The sequence below is a fragment of the Embleya sp. L77 genome, from assembly GCF_055557415.1.
Genome location: NZ_CM145709.1, coordinates 6,345,265 through 6,362,726, shown reverse-complemented (window position 1 = coordinate 6,362,726; position 17,462 = coordinate 6,345,265). Strand labels below are relative to the sequence as shown.

Sequence of the window (17,462 nt, the reverse complement as noted above, 5' to 3'; positions counted from 1 at the left end):
CCCGCCACCCTACGAGGTGCGCGAGCACCGAGACCGACGATCTCGTGCGGCCGCGCCCGGCCCGACTGGAGTCCGCTGACGATGACCCTGACCACCACGTTGCCCGGACAGGGCCCGCCGCCCACCGATCCGGCCGATCCGCCCCCCGAGCCACCGCGCCCGGCCGCGCGCTGGAACGTGGCGATGGTGCTGTTGCCCGCCGTGTTCGTCGCCGTCCTGGGTGGCCGGCGCAGCTGGCTGTGCGACGACGGCCTGATCTTCATCCGACCGGTCCGGCAGATCCTGGCCGGTCGCGGCCCCGTGTTCAACCCCGGCGAGCGCGCCGAGGCGGCGACCAGCACGCTGTGGCAGTGGCTGCTGGTCGCCGGCACCCGGCTCACCGGCCAGGACCCCGCGCCCCTGGCCGTACGCCTGGGCCTGCTGTGCAGCGTGATCGGCTGGTTCCTGGCCGCCGACGCCTGCCGTCGACTGCACGTGACCGGATCCGGCGGTGCCTTCCTGCTCCCGTGCGGCGCACTGGTCCTGCTCGCGCTGCCGCCGGTGTGGGACTTCGCCACGTCCGGCCTGGAAACCGGCCTGACCACGCTGTGGACCGCCGGCTGCTGGTGGCTGCTGGTCCGCCTCCCGCACGACCCGCGCGCCGGCGCCGCGTACGCCCTGGCCCTGCTCGCCGGCCTGGGCCCGCTGGTCCGCCCCGACCTGGCCGTCGCCGCCCTCGGCTTCCTGATCGCCCTGGCCCTGATGCACCGCCCCCGCGCAGGCCGCGCGCTCGCCCTGCTCGGCACCGCCGGCGCCATCCCGCTGGCGTACGAGATCTTCCGGATGGGCTACTACGGCGTGTTGCTCCCGCTCCCCGCGATCACCAAGGAGGCCTCCGCCGCCGACTGGGCCCGAGGCTGGGCCTACGTCCGCGATCTGACCGACCCGTACCACCTGTGGCTGCCCCTGCTGGTGGCGGCCGCGGCGGCCGCGGGCGCCGCGGCGGGCCGACTGCGCCCGGCCGGACCCCACCGGTGCGCGCCCGCCGTCCGCAGCCGACGCGTCCTGTACGCCACGCCGGTGCTGTCCGGCCTGGTGATGCTGCTCTACGTGGTCCGCGTCGGCGGCGACTTCATGCACGCCCGGATGTTGCTCCCCGGCCTGTTCCTGCTGCTCCTGCCGATCCTGCTGGTCCCGGCGAGCCGGCTCGCGGTGCCCGCGGTGAGCGCGCTGCTGGCCTGGTCGCTGCTGACCGCGGCCGTCTTCCGGGTGCCCTACGCCGGCATCGGCCCGCGCGGCATCGCCGACGAACGCGGCTTCTACACGTCGGTCCTGGGCGTGGCCAACCCGGTCACCGCCGACGCGTTCGTCAACGGCTCCCCCGGCTTCCCGACGATGATCCGGGGCCCGCACCCGGCGTATCGCCACACCCTGGTCGACCGATCGACGACCCACTCCTTCGTGGTCCCGCTGCGCCCGGACCTGCACGCGTCGATCGTGGCGATGTGGTCCTCGCTGGGCACGAACGGCGCAGCCACCCCGACGACCGGGATCGCCATCGACGACCTGGGCCTGGCCTACCCGCTCGGCGCACACATCCGGCTGACCACCCGCGGCCGCCCCGGACACGAGAAGCGGATCGACCCAGCCTGGGTGCTCGCCGAGTACGCCGACCCGGCCGCGCCGGCGCCCCCCGGCATCGACCCGATCCGGATCGCCGCCGCCCGCTACACGCTCACGTGCGGCCCGACCGACCGCGGTCGGCTCAAGGAACTGCGCGACTCGGTGCACGCCCCGATGTCCTGGCGGCGCTTCACCGCCAACCTGATCGGCGCCCTGGACCGCACGGCCTTCCGCTTCCCCAACGACCCGATCGCCGCCGCCCGACAGATCTGCGGCGTCGACGTCCTGAAACCGGGCGTGCTGCCCACCGCGCCCGCCCCGGATCCGATTCCGCCGCCCTGACACGACTGCGGCCCGCACCCCCGAAGGTGTACGGGCCGCAGCCGAGCGACGACATGCGCTCGGGCGTCACGCCCCGCGCAGTACCGCCCCGGTCCGCTCGGCCGCGAGCGCCACCGCCGCGTCGCGCGCGGCCGTCGCCTCCTCGACCGTGAGCGTGCGGTCCGGCGCCCGGAAACGCAGCGCGTAGGCCAACGACTTGTGGCCCTCGGCGACCTGCGCGCCGGTGTACACGTCGAACAGTCGCAGCGACTCCAACAGTGCGCCCGCGCCCTCGATCAGGGCCGCCTCCACCGTCGCGGCCGGCACCGAGGCGTCCACGACCAGCGCGACGTCCTGCGTGGCCACCGGGTACGAGGAGATGTGCCCGGCCTGCGGCAGGTGTTCTCCGTCCAGGTCGGCGGTCAGCAGATCCAGGTCCAGTTCCATCGCGGACACCCGCTCGGGCAGGTGCAGCGTCTTGAGCACCCGCGGGTGCAGCTCGCCCGCGTGCCCCACGACCCGCTCGGTCCCGTCCGGCGCGGTCGCCACGAGCGCCGCGCAGCGCCCGGGATGCCACGGCTCGTACTGGTCCTGACGCACCGTCAGCTCAACGCCGACGGCATCCGCGACCACCCGTGCGGCCTCGATCGCGTCCGCCCAGTTCTGCGGCCGACCCTTGCCCCACCAGCCGGAGTGCTCGCGCTCGCCGGCCAGCACCACCGCGACCCGCTGCGGCTGATCGGGCAACGCCGCCGCCAGCGACGCCAGTTCCTCGTCGGTGGGCCGCCGGTCCACGGCAAGCCGCGGCGCGCGCGGGGTCGAAGCGTTCGGCAGGAAGACCACTCCCGACTCGAACAGCGCCAAGTCGCCGTTGCCGCGCCCCAGGTTGCGGCGCAGCGTCCCGAGCAGGCCCGGCAGCAGCGTCGTGCGCAGCGCCGGCTCCTCCTCGGAGATCGGGTTGACCAGCACCACCGTGCGCCGCCGCGCGTCGTCCTCGGCGAGCCCGAGATCGTCGAACGCGCCCTGGCCCACGAACGGGTAGGCGAGCACCTCGGTGTAGCCCGCGCCCGCGAGCCCGCGCCCGATCCGACGCCTGCGCCGCTGGTCGACGGTCAACCCACGACCGGCCGGCACCTGCGGCAGCGTGGAGGGAACCTGCTCATAGCCCTCCAACCGGATGACCTCTTCGGCCAGGTCGTTCGGGTCGGTCAGGTCGGGCCGCCAGGTCGGCGGCACCACGGTCAGCTCGTCGATGCCCTCGACCGAGCAGCCCACCTCCTGCAACCGCTGGGCGACCGTCTCGCGGGGGTAGGGAACACCCGCGACCTTCGCCGCGTGGTCCGCCGCGAGCACGATCCGCACCACCTCGCGCGGCGCGTCCACCTCGGTCACGCCCGCCTCGGCCTGGGCCCGCTCGCCGCCGAGCGCGGCCAGCAGGTCCACCGCGCGCTGCGCCGCGGCCCGGGCCGCCTCCGGGTCCACGCCGCGCTCGAACCGACGCGACGCCTCCGAACCCAGCTTGTGCCGGCGCGCGGTGCGCGCGATGGCCACCGGGTCGAAGTGCGCGGCCTCGATCACGATGTCGGCGGTGTCCACGCCGATCTCGGTGCTCGCCCCGCCCATCACCCCCGCGAGGCCGATCGGTCCGCGATTGTCGCAGATCAGCAGGTCCTCGGGGTCGAGCTTGCGCTCGGCGTCGTCGAGCGTGGTCAGCGTCTCGCCCTCGTGCGCGCGACGCACCACGATCGCGCCCTGCAACCGGGACCGGTCGTAGGCGTGCAGCGGCTGGCCCAGTTCGAGCATCACGTAGTTGGTGACGTCCACGACGAGCGAGATCGGCCGCATGCCGCCCATCTGCACCCGGCGCTGCAACCACAGCGGGGACGGCGCCTCGGGGTCGATGCCGACCACGGTGCGCGCGACGAACCGGTCGCAGCCGGCCGCGTCCTCGACCAGGACCGGGTAGCCGTACGAGTTCGCGTCCGGCACATCCAGCAGCGCCGGGTCGCGCAGCGGCTGCCCGTAGGCGATCGCCGCCTCGCGGGCGACGCCGCGCATCGACAGGCAGTAGCCCCGGTCCGGGGTCACCGCGATGTCGAGCACCTCGTCGATCAGGCCGAGCAGTTCGATCGCGTCCGCGCCGACCTGGGCCTCGATCGGCAGCACGATGATGCCGTCGTGGTCGTCGCCCATGCCCAGTTCACGGGCCGAGCAGATCATCCCGCGCGAGACGTGGCCGTAGGTCTTGCGCTCGGCGATCTCGAACGGGCCGGGCAGCACGCCGCCCGGCAGGATCACCACGACCTTGTCGTCGACCTCGAAGTTGCGTGCGCCGCAGACGATTTCCTGCGGCTCACCGGTGCCGTTGGCGTCGCCGACGTCGACCTTGCAGAACCGGATCGGCTTCTTGAAGCCCTCCAGTTCCTCGATCTCCAGCACCCGGCCGACCACGAGCGGACCCTTGAGGTCCGCGCCGAGCTGCTCGACCGTCTCGACCTCCAGGCCCAGCGCCACGAGCTTGTCGGCGACGTCGCGCCCGGACTCGCCGGCGGGGAGGTCGACGTACTCCCGCAGCCAAGAAAGCGGGACCCGCATCAGATCTCCATCCCGAACGGAAGGGTGAACCGGACGTCACCCTCGACCATGTCTCGCATGTCCTCGACGTTGTGCCGGAACATCAGCGCACGCTCCAGGCCCACGCCGAACGCGAAGCCGCTGTACACCTCGGGGTCGATGCCGCACGCGATCAGCACGCGCGGGTTGACCATGCCGCAGCCGCCCCACTCGATCCAGCCCTCGGACCGGCAGGTCCGACACGGCCGCTCCGGGTCGCCCACCGAAGCACCGCGACACACGAAGCACTTGAGGTCGAGCTCGGCGGAGGGCTCGGTGAAGGGGAAGTACGACGGGCGCAGCCGGGTGACGATGCCCTCGCCGAACATCGCCTGCACGAAGTGGTCGAGGGTGCCCTTGAGGTCGCCCATCGTCAGGCCCTTGTCCACGGCCAGGCCCTCGATCTGGCCGAAGACCGGGGTGTGCGTGGCGTCCAGCTCGTCGGTGCGGTAGACCCGGCCCGGGCAGACCACGTAGATCGGCGGAGTCCGGGTCAGCATCGTGCGGATCTGCACCGGCGAGGTGTGCGTGCGCAGCACCACGCCCGAATCCGCCGAGCCGTCCTCGGCGCGCACGAAGAAGGTGTCCTGCATGGTCCGCGCGGGGTGGTCCGGCAGGATGTTCAGGGCGTCGAAGTTGTACCACTCCGCCTCGACCTGCGGGCCCTCGGCGACCTCGTAGCCCATCGCGACGAAGAGGTCCTCGATCCGCTCGGACAGCGTGGTCAGCGGGTGCCGCGCGCCGCGCGGGGCGCGGTCCCACGGCAGCGTGACGTCCACCGCCTCCTCGACCAGCACGCGCGCGTCCCGCTCGGCCTCCAGCTCGACCTGGCGCTGCTCCAGGGCCTTCTTCACCGCGCCGCGCGCCTGCCCGACCCGCTTGCCGGCCTCGGCCTTGGCCTGCGGCGGGAGCGCGCCGATCTCGCGGTTGGCGAGCGCGAGCGGCGATCGGTCGCCGGTGTGCGCGACCTTCGCCTCCTGCAGCTCGGCGAGGTCGCTCGCGGCGGCGACCGCCGCGAGCGCCGCGTCGCGGGCCCGCTCGACTTCCTCTGGTTTCAACGCCTCGACCTCGACCGGGTCGTACGACTTGTTCGGTGCCGACATCTGTGTCCAGTGCTCCTGTGGGGGATCCGCCGGTGGTGGAGGCGGCAACGACGTCCTGCGACGTCCGCGCTCCGAGTTTACTGACGCCGCATGGGCGTGCGTGTTTCGGCCGGACCGCGACGACGTGTGGTGGAGCGTCCCGGCTTGCCGCTTCGGCGGCGTGCTACATCAGGACGTCCGGCATCGCGGCCGGCAGGGTAAATCGAAATCGGGCCCCGCCGCCCTCGGCGCGATCCACGCCGATGCTGCCCGCGTGTGCCTGCACCAGGCCCTTGACGATGTACAGCCCCAGGCCGGTGCCGCCGCGGCGGTTGCCGCGCCAGAAACGGGTGAAGACGCGGTCGAGGAGTTCGTCCGGGATGCCCGGGCCCTCGTCGCTCACCGTGATCTCCGTCCCCTGCGCACCGGGCGCGGACCCGATGGAGACCGCGCGCATCTCGATGGTGACGGTTCCGGCGCCGTGGCGCACCGCGTTTTCCAGCAGATTGCCGAGGATCTGGTCGAGCTTGTCGGCATCCAGCCACATGCTGGGCAGCGGCCCGTCCACCACGACCACGAACCGCTCGTCGGGCAGCCCGTTGCACTCCATCGCGCGCAGGTGACGGTGGACCGCCTCCTCCATGTCGACGACCTGCCGGTTCAGTTGCAGCCGGCCCGCGTCGATCCGGGAGATGTCCAGGAGTTCGGTGATCAGCCGGGTGACCCGGTCCGCGTCCGCGTCCACCGTCTCCAGCATCAGCCGCTTCTGCTCGTCGGTGAACCGCTCCCACTTGGCCAGCAGCGTCGCGGTGAAGCCCTTGACCGAGGTCAGCGGCGAGCGCAGTTCGTGCGCGACGGTGGCGATCAGATCGGAGTGGCCGCGCTCGATCCGCCTGCGCGCATCCGTGCAGCGCAGCGACACCACGAGCCTGGCCAGCGGGCTGTGCGGTCCGTCGGTGCGCACGAAGGACGCCGTGACCAGGATCTCCCGGCCGGCCAGGAGCAGATTGCGCTCCGGCTGCCGGGTCCGGGTGCCCAGGCCGCCGTAGGGGTCGGTGCACACCCACCAGCGTCTGCCCTCGAGGTCCTCCAGCGGCAGCGCGTCCGCGATGTGTTTGCCGAGCGCGTCCTCGGGACGCGTCCCGGTGATCCGGGCGGCGGCGGTGTTGAACGTGACCACCGTGCCGTTCTCGTCCGCGATCACCAGGCCGTCGGGCAGCATGTCGGCGTCCATCGGCCCCCTTCCCGTTTCGGGCCCGAGGGAGTTCCGGGCCGGACACACTATCCCAACGCACGACGTGCCGTCCGGATGCGGCGGACGCAACGGACTCGTTCCCTGGCGACCGGTGGTCAAGCCGGGTACGCCGGGGTCATCGTGCGCTTCGCGCACCGCAGCGACAGCCCCCGTGCCCGCGTTGCGCACGGGCGGACGCGTACAGACACACGGCTGCGGCGGTCGCCAGGTTCAAACTCTCGGCCCGCCCGTGGATCGGCACCCGCACCACGGCGTCGGCCAGCGCCCGGGTCTCCTCGGGCAGCCCCCACGCCTCGTTGCCGAATATCCACGCGGTCGGCCCGCTGAGCCCGCCCGCGTCCAACTCCCCGTCCAGGTCCGCGTCTCCGGCGCCGTCGGCGGCCAGGATGCGCAATCCGGCGGCGCGCAGTGCGGCGACGGTGTCCTCGATCCGGGCGCCGGTGACCACCGGCAGGTGGAAGAGGCTGCCCACCGAGGCGCGCACGGCCTTGGGGTTGTACGGGTCCACCGAAGCGTCGGTGAGCACGACCGCCTCGGCGCCGGCCGCGTCCGCGGCGCGCAGCACGGTGCCGGCGTTGCCGGGGTCGCGCACGTTCGCGAGCACCGCGACCAGATCCGGCCGCGCGGCCATCGCGCTCTCCAGCGGCACGTCCACGAACCGGCACAGCGCGACCACGCCCTGCGGCGTCACGGTCTGGCTGATCGCCGCGACCACCTCGTCGGTGGCGGTGAACACCGGGACGCGGGCCTCGTGCGCGCCCGCGACCAGATCGGGGTAGCGCTCGGCCACCTCGGGGGTGATGTACAACTCGCGCAACGTCCCGGGCAGCGCCACCGCCTCGCGGACCGCCTGCGGTCCCTCGGCCAGGAACAACCGTTCACGGGCCCGGAAAGCGCGTTTGGCGAGCCGCCGGGCCGCCGCCACTCGTGGTGATCGGGTGGACGTCAGCTCGGGGCTCGCCATCGCGTTACCGTTCTTTGCTCTCGGCCTGTAACGACGTAAGAAGTACTGCGACATCGACGACGTGAGTCGACGATCAGGCCGCGGCGTCTTCCTTCTTCGCGTTGACATCGGCCGGGAGGGCCTTCTGCGCTACCTCGACGAGGGCGGCGAACGCCGGGGCGTCGTTGACCGCGAGCTCGGCGAGCATCTTGCGGTCGATCTCCACACCGGCGGCCTTGAGGCCCTGCACGAAGCGGTTGTAGGTCATTCCGTTCAGGCGGGCAGCGGCGTTGATGCGCTGGATCCACAGCTGACGGAAGTCCCCCTTCCGCTTCTTGCGGTCGTTGTAGTTGTAGACCATGGAGTGGGTGACCTGCTCCTTGGCCTTCCTGTACAGACGGGACCGCTGGCCGCGGTAGCCGGACGCCCGCTCGAGGATGACGCGACGCTTCTTGTGGGCGTTGACTGACCGCTTGACGCGTGCCACTTGATGAACTCCTTGATGTCAGACCACGGTGTATCGACCGCGACCCGGGTAAGTCTGGGACCGTCGCCGGTCGCCGACCGGTGGGTTCTCGTCAGCCGGTGCGACGACTGCTGCCTACTACTTCTTGAGCAGCTTCTTGATCTTCTTGGCGTCGGCCGGGGCCACCTCGACGACACCGGCGAGCCGCCGGGTCAGGGTCGAGGGCTTGTGTTCGAGAAGGTGACGGCGACCCGCACGCTGACGCAGCACCTTGCCGGAGCCGGTGATACGAAAGCGCTTGCTGGCACCGCTGTGGGTCTTGTTCTTCGGCATGTCGCCGCAGTCTCCTCGTCGTGCCGCACCCGCCCGGTGGTGACCGGGCAGGCACAGGTGTGTGTGCATATCGGGCGCGGGGCGACCCGTTCCGGGTCAGACCTGCTCGTCGGCCTTCGGCTCCGCGTCGCTCGCGACGGGGGCCTCGGCGGCCGGAGCGGCTTCGGCCGGGGCGGCCTCGGCTTCGGCAGCCTCGGGAGCGTCCGCGGTTTCCGTCTCGTCGGGGTGATCGTCCCCGGCCTCGACGGCAACACGGCGAGCGTCCTTGCGAGCCGCCTGGGCCTCGCGGGCCTCGGCCATGGCCTCGGTCTTCTTCTTGTGCGGGCCGAGAACCATGATCATGTTGCGGCCGTCCTGCTTCGGGTTCGACTCGATGAACCCGAGGTCCTGGACGTCCGTCGCGAGGCGCTGCAGCAGTCGGTAGCCCAACTCGGGCCGGGACTGCTCGCGACCACGGAACATGATCGTGATCTTGACCTTGTCGCCCTGCTTCAGGAACCGCTCGACGTGACCCTTCTTGGTGTCATAGTCGTGCGGGTCGATCTTCGGCCGGAGCTTCATCTCCTTGATGACCGTGTGCGCCTGGTTCTTGCGCGCTTCACGGGCCTTCATGGCCGACTCGTACTTGAACTTGCCGTAGTCCATGAGCTTGCAGACCGGCGGCCGGGCGTTGGCCGCGACCTCGACGAGGTCGAGGTCGTACTCCTGGGCAAGTTCCATGGCCTTGGCCAGCGGGACGATTCCGACCTGCTCGCCGCCAGGACCAACGAGTCGCACCTCGGGGACGCGAATCCGGTCGTTGATGCGGGGCTCGGCGCTGATGGGGCCTCCTCATACCTGAAGCGACCGCGGGCGAAGCGGTCACATTTGTCTCGGTGTAACTTCCCCCCGAGCCAGACCCTCGCAAAGCCATCCAGGCAACGCGAAAAAGCCTCGCACGGTTGCATGCGAGGCTCCACCACCGGCAACGAAGCCGCCCAGGGGCGGCGAACGTGAAACGAACGCACACGAAGTGCGTCACGCCGGACCGGTACCCGTCGTCCGTGAGGTCGATCGGGTGGGAGACGGAGCCTCCGCTTGCAGGCCGGGCATGCAGATGCCCGGTCGGTCGATACACCACTCTACCACTGGCTCGAACATGCCGAAGGGCCCCGTTGTTCCCCGATTCCGGGGCATACCCGAGACTGGGCACATGAGCGAGAGCGCCCCACCCATGTCACCCGATCCCTCCGACGACGTCGCCGACCGCCCCGACCGGGTCGAGACGATGACCCGGGACATCGCAGACGTGCCGGCCGTCGAGGTCATCACCACCTTGTCCGTGCACCTGATGAGCGCGGCGGCGGTCAAACTCGGCCTGGCCGAGGACGGCGAGGCGCACAAGGACCTGGACGAGGCCCGCAAGCTGATCACCGCCCTGGCGGGCCTGGTCACCGCGGCCGCCCCCGAGGTCGGCTCCTACCACGCGGGCCCGCTCCGCGACGGCTTGAAGACCCTGCAACTCGCCTTCCGCGAGGCCTCCACACACCCCGACCAGGCAGGCAAGGGCCCGGGCGAAAAACTCACCGGCCCGGTCCACGCCTGATCCGCGTCCCGCGGATCCTGGTGCATCGGATCGCATCCCCCGGTGCCCCGGCCCGGCGCGCCGGAGAAACACCCGGGTGGCGGTTCCACTCGACAGCTTCTCCGGCGCCGCCCGACCCGGAACCGTAGGCCTGACCCGCAGCCGGATCGGCCCGGACCCGTCCGGACCGATCCGAGGTCATGCGGCCGGTGCGAAGTCATCCACCCGGGCCCGGAGCCATACGCCCGCTCCAAAGCAATCCAGGCACCCAGCCCGTCCGGCGTTCGAGGACAAGCGGGCCGCAGGCCGGCTCGGCCCGACCCGGCGCATCCGACCCATGTGGGCTCCGGGCCGCTCCGCCACCACCCGCGCGCTCCGCGCCCGAGTGTTCAGCGCACGTACAGCGGTTCCACGTCGAGTGCGCTGCCGGGAGGCAACATCTCCAGGTCCAGGCCGCGGTCCAACCGCGCCCGCACCACGTCGTCCTCGGCCAGTCGTCCCACGATCCGCCGCGCGGCCTCGGTGACCTCGGTCGGTGAGGCCGCCGCGACCAGGCTCAGGGTCAACTCGTGTCCGCCGCCCTCGGTCAGGTAGACCGCCGAGACGGCCCCCTCCGGCACCACCGCCGCCCGCACCGCGCCCAGGACGTCCGGATCCCGATGCGGCGCCACGTGTGCGCGCCCCTCGGCCACCGCCCGCAGCCGACTCCCGCTGAGCTCGTAAGGATGCGGCCCGGCCAGGTCCAGCAGCAGCGTGTCCGCCTCCTCCGCGTACGCGGCGTGCGCGGCACGCGCGGCCTCGACCGGGATCGGCCGCGCGTCCGACCGCCAGCGGGACAGCGCCGCCACCGAGGTGAACGCGGGCAGCGCCCGGCGCCCGTCCGGCCCCTGGATCGTGGGCACCGCCATGTCGCTGGACTTCTCCCGGCGCAGCTCCCCCGGCGCCACGTCCTCCTCCTCGGTCAGGATCGCCACGACCGGTACCAGCAGCCGCGCCTCGCGCAACGCCAGCGAGACCGCCTCGTCGTCCACCTCCCGAGCCGCCAGGGCCTCGGCCAGCGCCGGATCCGCGCTGCCGTCGTCGTCGGGAAAACCGGTGTCGGGAATGCTCTTGCCGCTGAAATCCACCCGTCGACTCTAGTCCCGCCCCCGACGAACCTCATCCCGCGAGGCGCCCGCCCCGCCCCCGGCCACACCCCTCGAACGCCCGGCCCCGATACCGCTCCGGCCTCCCACCCCGCCGCTGCCACCGCCACGGTAAGGACGCGGGTCGACGACCACTTGCCGACCCGCGACCCCTACCGAGGTCCGGCTCGCCCGAACCGGATCGGGCCACGACGGCTTCCTCGAGGCGTCGTGTCCCGAACGGGCCGAGCGCCGGGCCGAGCCGGCCCGTCCTGGCCCGTGCTCGGACGGGTGGGCTGTGACCGGTCCGGTTCCCGAACCGGGTTCAGCGTAGGAACCGGCGGGATTTGCCGTCCGGGACTCCCAGCAAGCTCACCCGTTCGAGTGACACCCGGATCACTCACGAGAGGCCGAGACGCCGATAGCGGGCCATCCGCGCGGCCAGGCGCTCGTCCGGGTCCAGGGCCCGCAACGTGCTCAGCTCGTGGTCGAGCACGGCCGCCACCCGGCGCACGAACGCCTCGGGTTCGTCGGCGGCGTCCGGGTGCTCGGGCACCACCCGGTCCACGATCCGGTCCCGATACAGGTCTGCGGAGCGGATCCCCTGCCGCCCGGCGATCTCGGCGGCCCGCTCGGTACTGCGGTACAGGATCGCCGCCGCGCCCTCCGGGGGCAGCGGCGACAACCAGCCGTGCTGCGCGCAGATCACCCGGTCGGCGGGGAGCAGCGCGAGCGCACCGCCGCCGGAGCCCTGGCCGAGCAGCAGGCACACGGTCGGCGCGCGCAACAGCACCAACTCGGCCAGGCAGCGGGCGATTTCGCCGGCCAGACCGCCCTCCTCGGCCTCGCGCGAGAGCGCGGCGCCGGCGGTGTCCACCACCGTCACCAGCGGAAGCCCCAATTCGGCGGCCAGCCGCATGCCCCGCCGGGCCTGACGCAGCCCGGCCGGGCCGAACGGACCGTGCTCGCTCTGCCGGGTACGGTCCTGGCCCAGCACCACGCACGGCGCACCGGGTCCCGGACCGGCCCCGAACCGGGCCAGCACCAGGCGCAGCGCCGGCTCGCTCTCCCCCTCGCCGGTCCCGCGCAGCGGGGTGACCGAACGCGCGCCGTGCCGCAACAGCGTGCGCAGCCCCGGCCGGCGCGGATCGCGCGAACGCTCCACCGACGTCCACGCCGGCACGTCGGACGGCGGCCCGACAGCGTCCTCGGGCACCGGCCCCGGCTGCGTGCCGGGCGACGAACCGACCGGCAGCTCGCCCGGCGGAAACGGCGCGGTATCGGACGCCACGACACCGGACGGCAGGCCCGAGAGCGCGGCACCGGACGGCGCGTCACCGGACAGCGGGCCCGACGGCGCAGCACCGGACCTCGCGCCACCGGCCGGTCCACCACCGGACGCCGCGGCACCGGACAACGGGCCCGACGGCGCACCCCCGGCCGCCGCGGTACCGACCGGCCGGCCCGACGCCGCCGCACCGGCCGCAAGCCCCGAGGCCGCCGTGCCCGAGTCGAGCACGTCGAAGACCCGGATCGCGACCTGACGCAGTTCCTCCGGCGGCACGACCGCGTCGATCAGGCCGTGTTCGTACAGGTTCTCCGCGACCTGGACGCCGGTCGGGAACGGCTGCTCGTGCAGCGCCTCGTACACGCGCGGGCCGAGGAAGCCGATCAGCGCACCGGGCTGGGCGGCGGTGACGTGCCCGAGCGAGCCCCAGGAGGCGAACACGCCGCCCGTGGTGGGGTGGCGAAGGTAGACGAGGTAGGGCAGGCCCGCGGCGCGGTGTGCGGCCACCGCGGCGGAGATCTTGACCATCTGCAGGAACGCGACCGTGCCCTCCTGCATGCGGGTACCGCCGGAGGTGGGCGAGGCGACCAGCGGCAGGCCCTCCGCGGTGGCCCGCTCCACCGCGAGGGTGAGCCGTTCGGCGCCCGCCACGCCGATCGAGCCGGCCAGGAAGTCGAACTCGCATGCGGCCACCGCCACCCGACGACCGTGGATCCGGCCCTCCCCGGTGACCAACGCCTCGTCCAGGCCGGTCCGGGAGCTGGCCGCCGCCAACTCCGCCGCGTACGCCGGATCCGGTGCCGCGAGCGTGGGCAGCGGATCGTTCCAGGCACGAAAACTGCCCGGATCCAGGACACCTTCGATCAGATCGAGGGCCCGCACTCGCTCGGGGTGACTCATACGATCAAGCTAATGCCACACCCGGCAACGTTCACCCCGCCGCCGATGAGTCCTACCGGTCGGTACGCCGATCTGGCAGGCTGCGGGAATGGCTCCTCTCACCGCCGCGCCGCCCGTGTCCGCTCCCGCCGCGCCGCCCACCCTCGGCGCCGATCGTTCCCGCTACGACAGGGCCACCGCACACCTGGATGCGCCGTTCGCAATCGTGGACCTGGCCGCCTACCGGGCCAACGCCGCGGACCTGGTGCGCCGCGCGGGCGGCACGCCGGTGCGGGTGGCGAGCAAGTCGGTGCGCTGCCTGCCGCTGCTGCACGAGGTGTTGGCGCTGGACGGCTTCCGCGGCGTGATGGCGTTCACCCTGCCCGAGGGGCTGTGGCTGGCGAGCGAGGGAATCACCGACATCCTGGTGGCCTATCCCTCGACGGACCGCGCCGGCTATCGCCGGCTGGCGGCGGACGCCGAGGCCGCCGCGCGGGTGACGATCATGATCGACGACCCGGCCCAACTGGACCTGATCGAGCGCGCGATCGCGGACGTGCGGCCCCGCGCCGAGCTGCGGGTGTGCGTGGACATCGACACCTCCTGGCAACCGCTCGGCGGCCGGGTGCACATCGGCGCGCACCGCTCGCCGCTGCACACGCCGGAACAGGTGGTCGCGGTCGCCGAGGCGGTCACCCGCCGGCCGGGCTTTCGCCTCGTGGGGCTGATGGCCTACGAGGCGCACATCGCGGGCGTCGGCGACGCGCCCGAGGGCCGCGCGCTCTACGGCCGGATCCTGCGCGCGATGCAGGCCGGGGCCGGCGCCGAACTGAGCCGGCGCCGGGCCGAGATCGTGCGTGCGGTGCGCGCGATCGCTCCGCTGGAGTTCGTCAACGGCGGCGGCACCGGCAGCGTCGAGCGCACCGCCGCGGAGTCCTCGATCACCGAGGTCGCGGCCGGGTCCGGGCTCTTCCAACCGCGCCTGTTCGACCACTACACCTGCTTCCGGGGCCGCCCCGCCGCGCTGTTCGCACTGCCCGTGGTGCGCCGCGCCGGACACGGCTGCGTGACCGTGCTCGGCGGCGGCTACCCGGCGTCGGGAGTGCCCGCGGCCGACCGGCTGCCCCAGCCGTACCTGCCGCAGGGCCTGTCGTACCAGCCGCAGGAGGCGGCGGGCGAGGTGCAGACGCCGCTGCGCGGCGCGCCGGCGGACGACCTGCGGATCGGCGACTCGGTGTGGTTCCGACACGCCAAGGCGGGCGAACTGTGCGAGCGCTTCGACGCGTTGCATCTGGTCGAGGGCGATCGGGTGGTGCGTACGGTGCCCACCTACCGGGGCGAGGGCCACACGTTCCTGTGAGCGCGAAGCGGCTTCCGGTGGGCACCCGCCCTTTCCGGTGACCACCGGGCGGTTCCCGGTGAGCAACCACCGCTTCGGTGGGCACGGGGCGGCCCCGGTTGAGCGCCGGCCTCTCGCGGTGACCCCAGGGCCGCTTCCGGTGACCGCGAGGGCGCGTGGAGTGCGGCGGCGACGGGGACCGACCGGCCGTTACCCGGACAAGACCCACCCGTTCGGCCCACCGCGCAAAAAACGACCCGTCGAGGGGCTGTCCGGCACTACCGCGGATGGCCCACAATGCCCTTGCCGGCGCCGTATCGGCGCGGCGGTACGTCCGGCCGGTGAAAGGTCGCAGCCATGATCGCGCGCTTGGGCACGCTCGGGCAGGAACACCCCGTCACCGGGGTGACGATCTGGCGCGGCTGTGCGGTCGTCCACCTGGCCGGCGAACTGGACCTGCACAACGCCCCGTTGCTGCATCGCACGCTGATCGAGCTGATCGACGGCGGGTGTCGCCGGGTGGTCGTGGACGCCACCGGGCTGAACTTCTGCGACTCGGTCGGCCTGGGTGTGCTGATAGACGCGTTCAAGTCGATGCACGCCTTCTCCGGCGAACTGCGCTTGGCCGCACCCGATCGCAACGTCCGCGCGACGCTGCGGATGACCGGCCTGATCGATGTGCTGGGCGTGCGGGACACCCTGCAGGAAGTGCTCGACGAGTTCGCCGACTGAGTACGGTCCCGCGCGCGGGCCGGCGTCGGTCCGGTGCGGCATGATCGGGCGGGTGACTGAACGTCTGATGCTCCTCGACACCGCGTCCCTGTACTTCCGCGCCTACTTCGGCGTCCCGGAATCGGTCAAGGCTCCCGACGGCACACCGGTCAACGCCGTGCGCGGCCTGGTCGACTTCATCACACGCCTGGTCGAGGACCGCCGGCCCACCCGACTGGTGGCGTGCATGGATGCGGACTGGCGACCGCAGTTCCGGGTCGACGCGATTCCCTCCTACAAGGCACACCGGGTCGCCGAGGAGGCCGGGCCGGACGAGGAGGAGATCCCGGACACGCTCGCCCCCCAGGTGCCGGTGATCGAACAGGTGTTGGACGCGCTGGGCATCCCGCGCGTGGGCGTGCCGGGCTTCGAGGCGGACGACGTGATCGGCACGCTGGCCGAACGCGCGGGCATCGCGGTGGACATCGTCACCGGCGACCGGGACCTGTTCCAACTCGTCGACGACGCACGCGCGATCCGGGTGCTCTACACCGTCAAGGGGGTGGCCGCGCACGAGGTGATCGACGAGGCCGCCGTGCTCGCCCGCTACGGCGTACCCGCCTCGGCCTACGCGGACTTCGCCACGCTGCGCGGCGACGCCAGCGACGGGCTGCCCGGGGTCAAGGGCATCGGGGACAAGACCGCGGCGCAGTTGATCGGCGAGTACGGCGACCTGGCGGGCGTGCGCGCGGCCGCGGCCGACCCGGCGGCCAGGCTGACCCCGGCGCGGCGGGCCCGGATCCTGGAGGCGAGCGACTACCTGGACGTGGCCCCGGGCGTGGTGCGGGTGGTGCGGGACGTGCCGCTGCCGCCGCCGGCCGGGTGGGATCGGCCGCTGCCCACCGAGCCGGCCGACCCGGTCGCGCTCGACGCGCTGCGCCGGCAGTGGGGCCTGAGCGGTCCGGTGCACCGGTTGCTCGAGGTGCTCACCCCCGATCGCTGATGCCCGGAATCTCCACCTGAGGACGCGGCCGCCCACTCGAAAGGGTCGCTCCCGAACGCGCCGGGCGCACGAGCGCCGATGTGACCCAGGTCACATCGGAAAGTTCCTGGGAATCTGTCACGTTCGCCGTGAAGGCATGTCTCCCCAGGCATGCATACCGAGTGTGACACCACGATTACAGTCCAACCCGACCGCGATCGGCTCCGCGGCGAGTGGCAACGGGTGACCCTGCGGGCCGGGTGGCCGGCCCGGGTCGCCTGGCACAGCGACGCCGTCGAGCAATGCCTGGACGCCTTCGTCCGCGGCGACCACGCGCACTCCGCCTGCCTGGCCCTGGCCCGGGATCGGGCCGCCGCCGAGATCCCGTTGGAGGTGGCGCTGGCCGAACTGGACGCGCTGTTCCTGTGCGGCCTCGCGCACAGCACCCCCGGCCCGCTCGTGCAGGCCTACCTGAGCACCCGCGCCCGGGCCAACCCGCCCGGCACCCTGCCGCCCGGCACCGACCCGATCACCGAACTCCCCTCCGCCGCACTCCTCCAGCAACGACTGGCCCGGCGAGCCGCCGCCGGCGAGCACGTACGGATCGTGGTGGTGCGCCTGGAGGTGCCCGAGTCACTGCTGTGGGGCCACCTGCGCCACCTGCTGCTGACCGCCCGACACCTGGAACGCGCACTCGGCGACCAGGCCCACGCGGTGCCGCCCGGGCGACTGATGGCCCTGCTCGACGGCGACGACCCGGAGCTGCCGGACCGCCTGGACCGGCTGTGCCGGGCACCGGTGGACCCGTTGGACGGCCCCGGCGGAGTACCCGGCGGCGCCCCGCGCATCCCGCGTTCGAGCGTGCGTTTGACCATCGCGCCGGGCACGACGGGCCGGTAGCACGCGATGAACCGGCTCTACGTACGCGCGTTCGTCACCCGAATGACGCAGCGTCACACC

The 17,462-nt window shown here is 72.8% G+C and carries 15 protein-coding genes; 6 read left to right on the top strand and 9 right to left on the bottom strand.

Annotated elements, in window-relative coordinates:
• The first annotated feature begins 81 nt into the window (after positions 1–81).
• Positions 82–1,944 carry an arabinofuranosyltransferase AftB family protein gene (locus tag ACZOOI_RS27000; RefSeq protein ID WP_465278269.1) on the top strand — a complete coding sequence of 621 codons (1,863 nt, stop codon included), beginning with the start codon at positions 82–84 and terminating at the stop codon, positions 1,942–1,944.
• A 66-nt stretch (positions 1,945–2,010) separates the two neighbouring features.
• Here ACZOOI_RS27000 and pheT read toward each other — a convergent pair whose 3' ends face one another.
• From pheT to infC, 7 genes are all read right to left on the bottom strand, one after another.
• The gene (gene pheT, locus ACZOOI_RS26995) at positions 2,011–4,518 is read right to left on the bottom strand and encodes a phenylalanine--tRNA ligase subunit beta (RefSeq protein WP_465278268.1); all 2,508 of its coding nucleotides are present in this window, start codon (positions 4,516–4,518) and stop codon (positions 2,011–2,013) included.
• Positions 4,518–5,639 (bottom strand): phenylalanine--tRNA ligase subunit alpha, encoded by a 1,122-nt coding sequence (gene pheS, locus ACZOOI_RS26990; RefSeq protein ID WP_391581996.1) that lies wholly within the window; start codon positions 5,637–5,639, stop codon positions 4,518–4,520. Before pheS ends, pheT begins: the two co-directional genes overlap by 1 nt.
• Before the next feature lie 163 nt (positions 5,640–5,802).
• A complete protein-coding gene (locus ACZOOI_RS26985; RefSeq protein ID WP_465278267.1) occupies positions 5,803–6,852 on the bottom strand; it encodes a sensor histidine kinase in 1,050 nt (349 codons plus the stop codon).
• A gap of 136 nt (positions 6,853–6,988) precedes the next feature.
• A complete protein-coding gene (locus ACZOOI_RS26980) occupies positions 6,989–7,837 on the bottom strand; it encodes a TrmH family RNA methyltransferase (protein ID WP_465278266.1) in 849 nt (282 codons plus the stop codon).
• Between the two features lie 73 nt (positions 7,838–7,910).
• Entirely contained in the window at positions 7,911–8,303 is a 393-nt protein-coding gene (gene rplT, locus ACZOOI_RS26975) for a 50S ribosomal protein L20 (RefSeq protein ID WP_020552013.1), read from the bottom strand.
• A 117-nt stretch (positions 8,304–8,420) separates the two neighbouring features.
• The gene (gene rpmI / locus ACZOOI_RS26970) at positions 8,421–8,615 is read right to left on the bottom strand and encodes a 50S ribosomal protein L35 (RefSeq protein WP_078978620.1); all 195 of its coding nucleotides are present in this window, start codon (positions 8,613–8,615) and stop codon (positions 8,421–8,423) included.
• A gap of 96 nt (positions 8,616–8,711) precedes the next feature.
• Entirely contained in the window at positions 8,712–9,437 is a 726-nt protein-coding gene (gene infC, locus ACZOOI_RS26965; RefSeq protein ID WP_391582441.1) for a translation initiation factor IF-3, read from the bottom strand.
• Between the two features lie 370 nt (positions 9,438–9,807).
• Between infC and ACZOOI_RS26960 the strand changes: the two genes are divergently transcribed.
• On the top strand, positions 9,808–10,200 hold the full coding sequence (locus tag ACZOOI_RS26960; RefSeq protein WP_465278265.1) for a DUF1844 domain-containing protein: 393 nt from the start codon (positions 9,808–9,810) through the stop codon (positions 10,198–10,200).
• A gap of 368 nt (positions 10,201–10,568) precedes the next feature.
• Here ACZOOI_RS26960 and ACZOOI_RS26955 read toward each other — a convergent pair whose 3' ends face one another.
• A complete protein-coding gene (locus tag ACZOOI_RS26955) occupies positions 10,569–11,306 on the bottom strand; it encodes an SseB family protein (protein WP_465278264.1) in 738 nt (245 codons plus the stop codon).
• Between the two features lie 397 nt (positions 11,307–11,703).
• Entirely contained in the window at positions 11,704–13,491 is a 1,788-nt protein-coding gene (locus tag ACZOOI_RS26950) for a carboxyl transferase domain-containing protein (RefSeq protein WP_465278263.1), read from the bottom strand.
• Positions 13,492–13,579: 88 nt separating this feature from the next.
• On the opposite strand from ACZOOI_RS26950, the gene ACZOOI_RS26945 reads away from it, so the two are divergent.
• From ACZOOI_RS26945 to ACZOOI_RS26930, 4 genes are all read left to right on the top strand, one after another.
• On the top strand, positions 13,580–14,830 hold the full coding sequence (locus ACZOOI_RS26945; RefSeq protein WP_465278262.1) for an amino acid deaminase/aldolase: 1,251 nt from the start codon (positions 13,580–13,582) through the stop codon (positions 14,828–14,830).
• A gap of 336 nt (positions 14,831–15,166) precedes the next feature.
• Positions 15,167–15,541, top strand: coding sequence for an STAS domain-containing protein (locus ACZOOI_RS26940; protein ID WP_020552020.1), 375 nt, complete (start codon positions 15,167–15,169; stop codon positions 15,539–15,541).
• 40 nt (positions 15,542–15,581) lie between these two features.
• The gene (locus tag ACZOOI_RS26935; protein WP_465278261.1) at positions 15,582–16,523 is read left to right on the top strand and encodes a 5'-3' exonuclease; all 942 of its coding nucleotides are present in this window, start codon (positions 15,582–15,584) and stop codon (positions 16,521–16,523) included.
• A 150-nt stretch (positions 16,524–16,673) separates the two neighbouring features.
• Positions 16,674–17,402 carry a hypothetical protein gene (locus ACZOOI_RS26930; protein WP_465278260.1) on the top strand — a complete coding sequence of 243 codons (729 nt, stop codon included), beginning with the start codon at positions 16,674–16,676 and terminating at the stop codon, positions 17,400–17,402.
• The last annotated feature ends 60 nt before the right edge of the window (positions 17,403–17,462 follow it).

Bases quoted from the DNA above. Each gene is read 5' to 3' on its own strand.
- ACZOOI_RS26950 (WP_465278263.1), bottom strand. From the start codon at position 13,491: ATGAGTCACCCCGAGCGAGTGCGGGCCCTCGATCTGATCGAAGGTGTC.
- pheS (WP_391581996.1), bottom strand. From the start codon at position 5,639: ATGTCGGCACCGAACAAGTCGTACGACCCGGTCGAGGTCGAGGCGTTG.
- ACZOOI_RS26985 (WP_465278267.1), bottom strand. From the start codon at position 6,852: ATGGACGCCGACATGCTGCCCGACGGCCTGGTGATCGCGGACGAGAAC.
- ACZOOI_RS26960 (WP_465278265.1), top strand. From the start codon at position 9,808: ATGAGCGAGAGCGCCCCACCCATGTCACCCGATCCCTCCGACGACGTC.
- ACZOOI_RS26980 (WP_465278266.1), bottom strand. From the start codon at position 7,837: ATGGCGAGCCCCGAGCTGACGTCCACCCGATCACCACGAGTGGCGGCG.
- rpmI (WP_078978620.1), bottom strand. From the start codon at position 8,615: ATGCCGAAGAACAAGACCCACAGCGGTGCCAGCAAGCGCTTTCGTATC.
- pheT (WP_465278268.1), bottom strand. From the start codon at position 4,518: ATGCGGGTCCCGCTTTCTTGGCTGCGGGAGTACGTCGACCTCCCCGCC.
- ACZOOI_RS26930 (WP_465278260.1), top strand. From the start codon at position 16,674: ATGCATACCGAGTGTGACACCACGATTACAGTCCAACCCGACCGCGAT.
- ACZOOI_RS27000 (WP_465278269.1), top strand. From the start codon at position 82: ATGACCCTGACCACCACGTTGCCCGGACAGGGCCCGCCGCCCACCGAT.
- ACZOOI_RS26935 (WP_465278261.1), top strand. From the start codon at position 15,582: ATGATCGGGCGGGTGACTGAACGTCTGATGCTCCTCGACACCGCGTCC.
- ACZOOI_RS26940 (WP_020552020.1), top strand. From the start codon at position 15,167: ATGATCGCGCGCTTGGGCACGCTCGGGCAGGAACACCCCGTCACCGGG.
- ACZOOI_RS26945 (WP_465278262.1), top strand. From the start codon at position 13,580: ATGGCTCCTCTCACCGCCGCGCCGCCCGTGTCCGCTCCCGCCGCGCCG.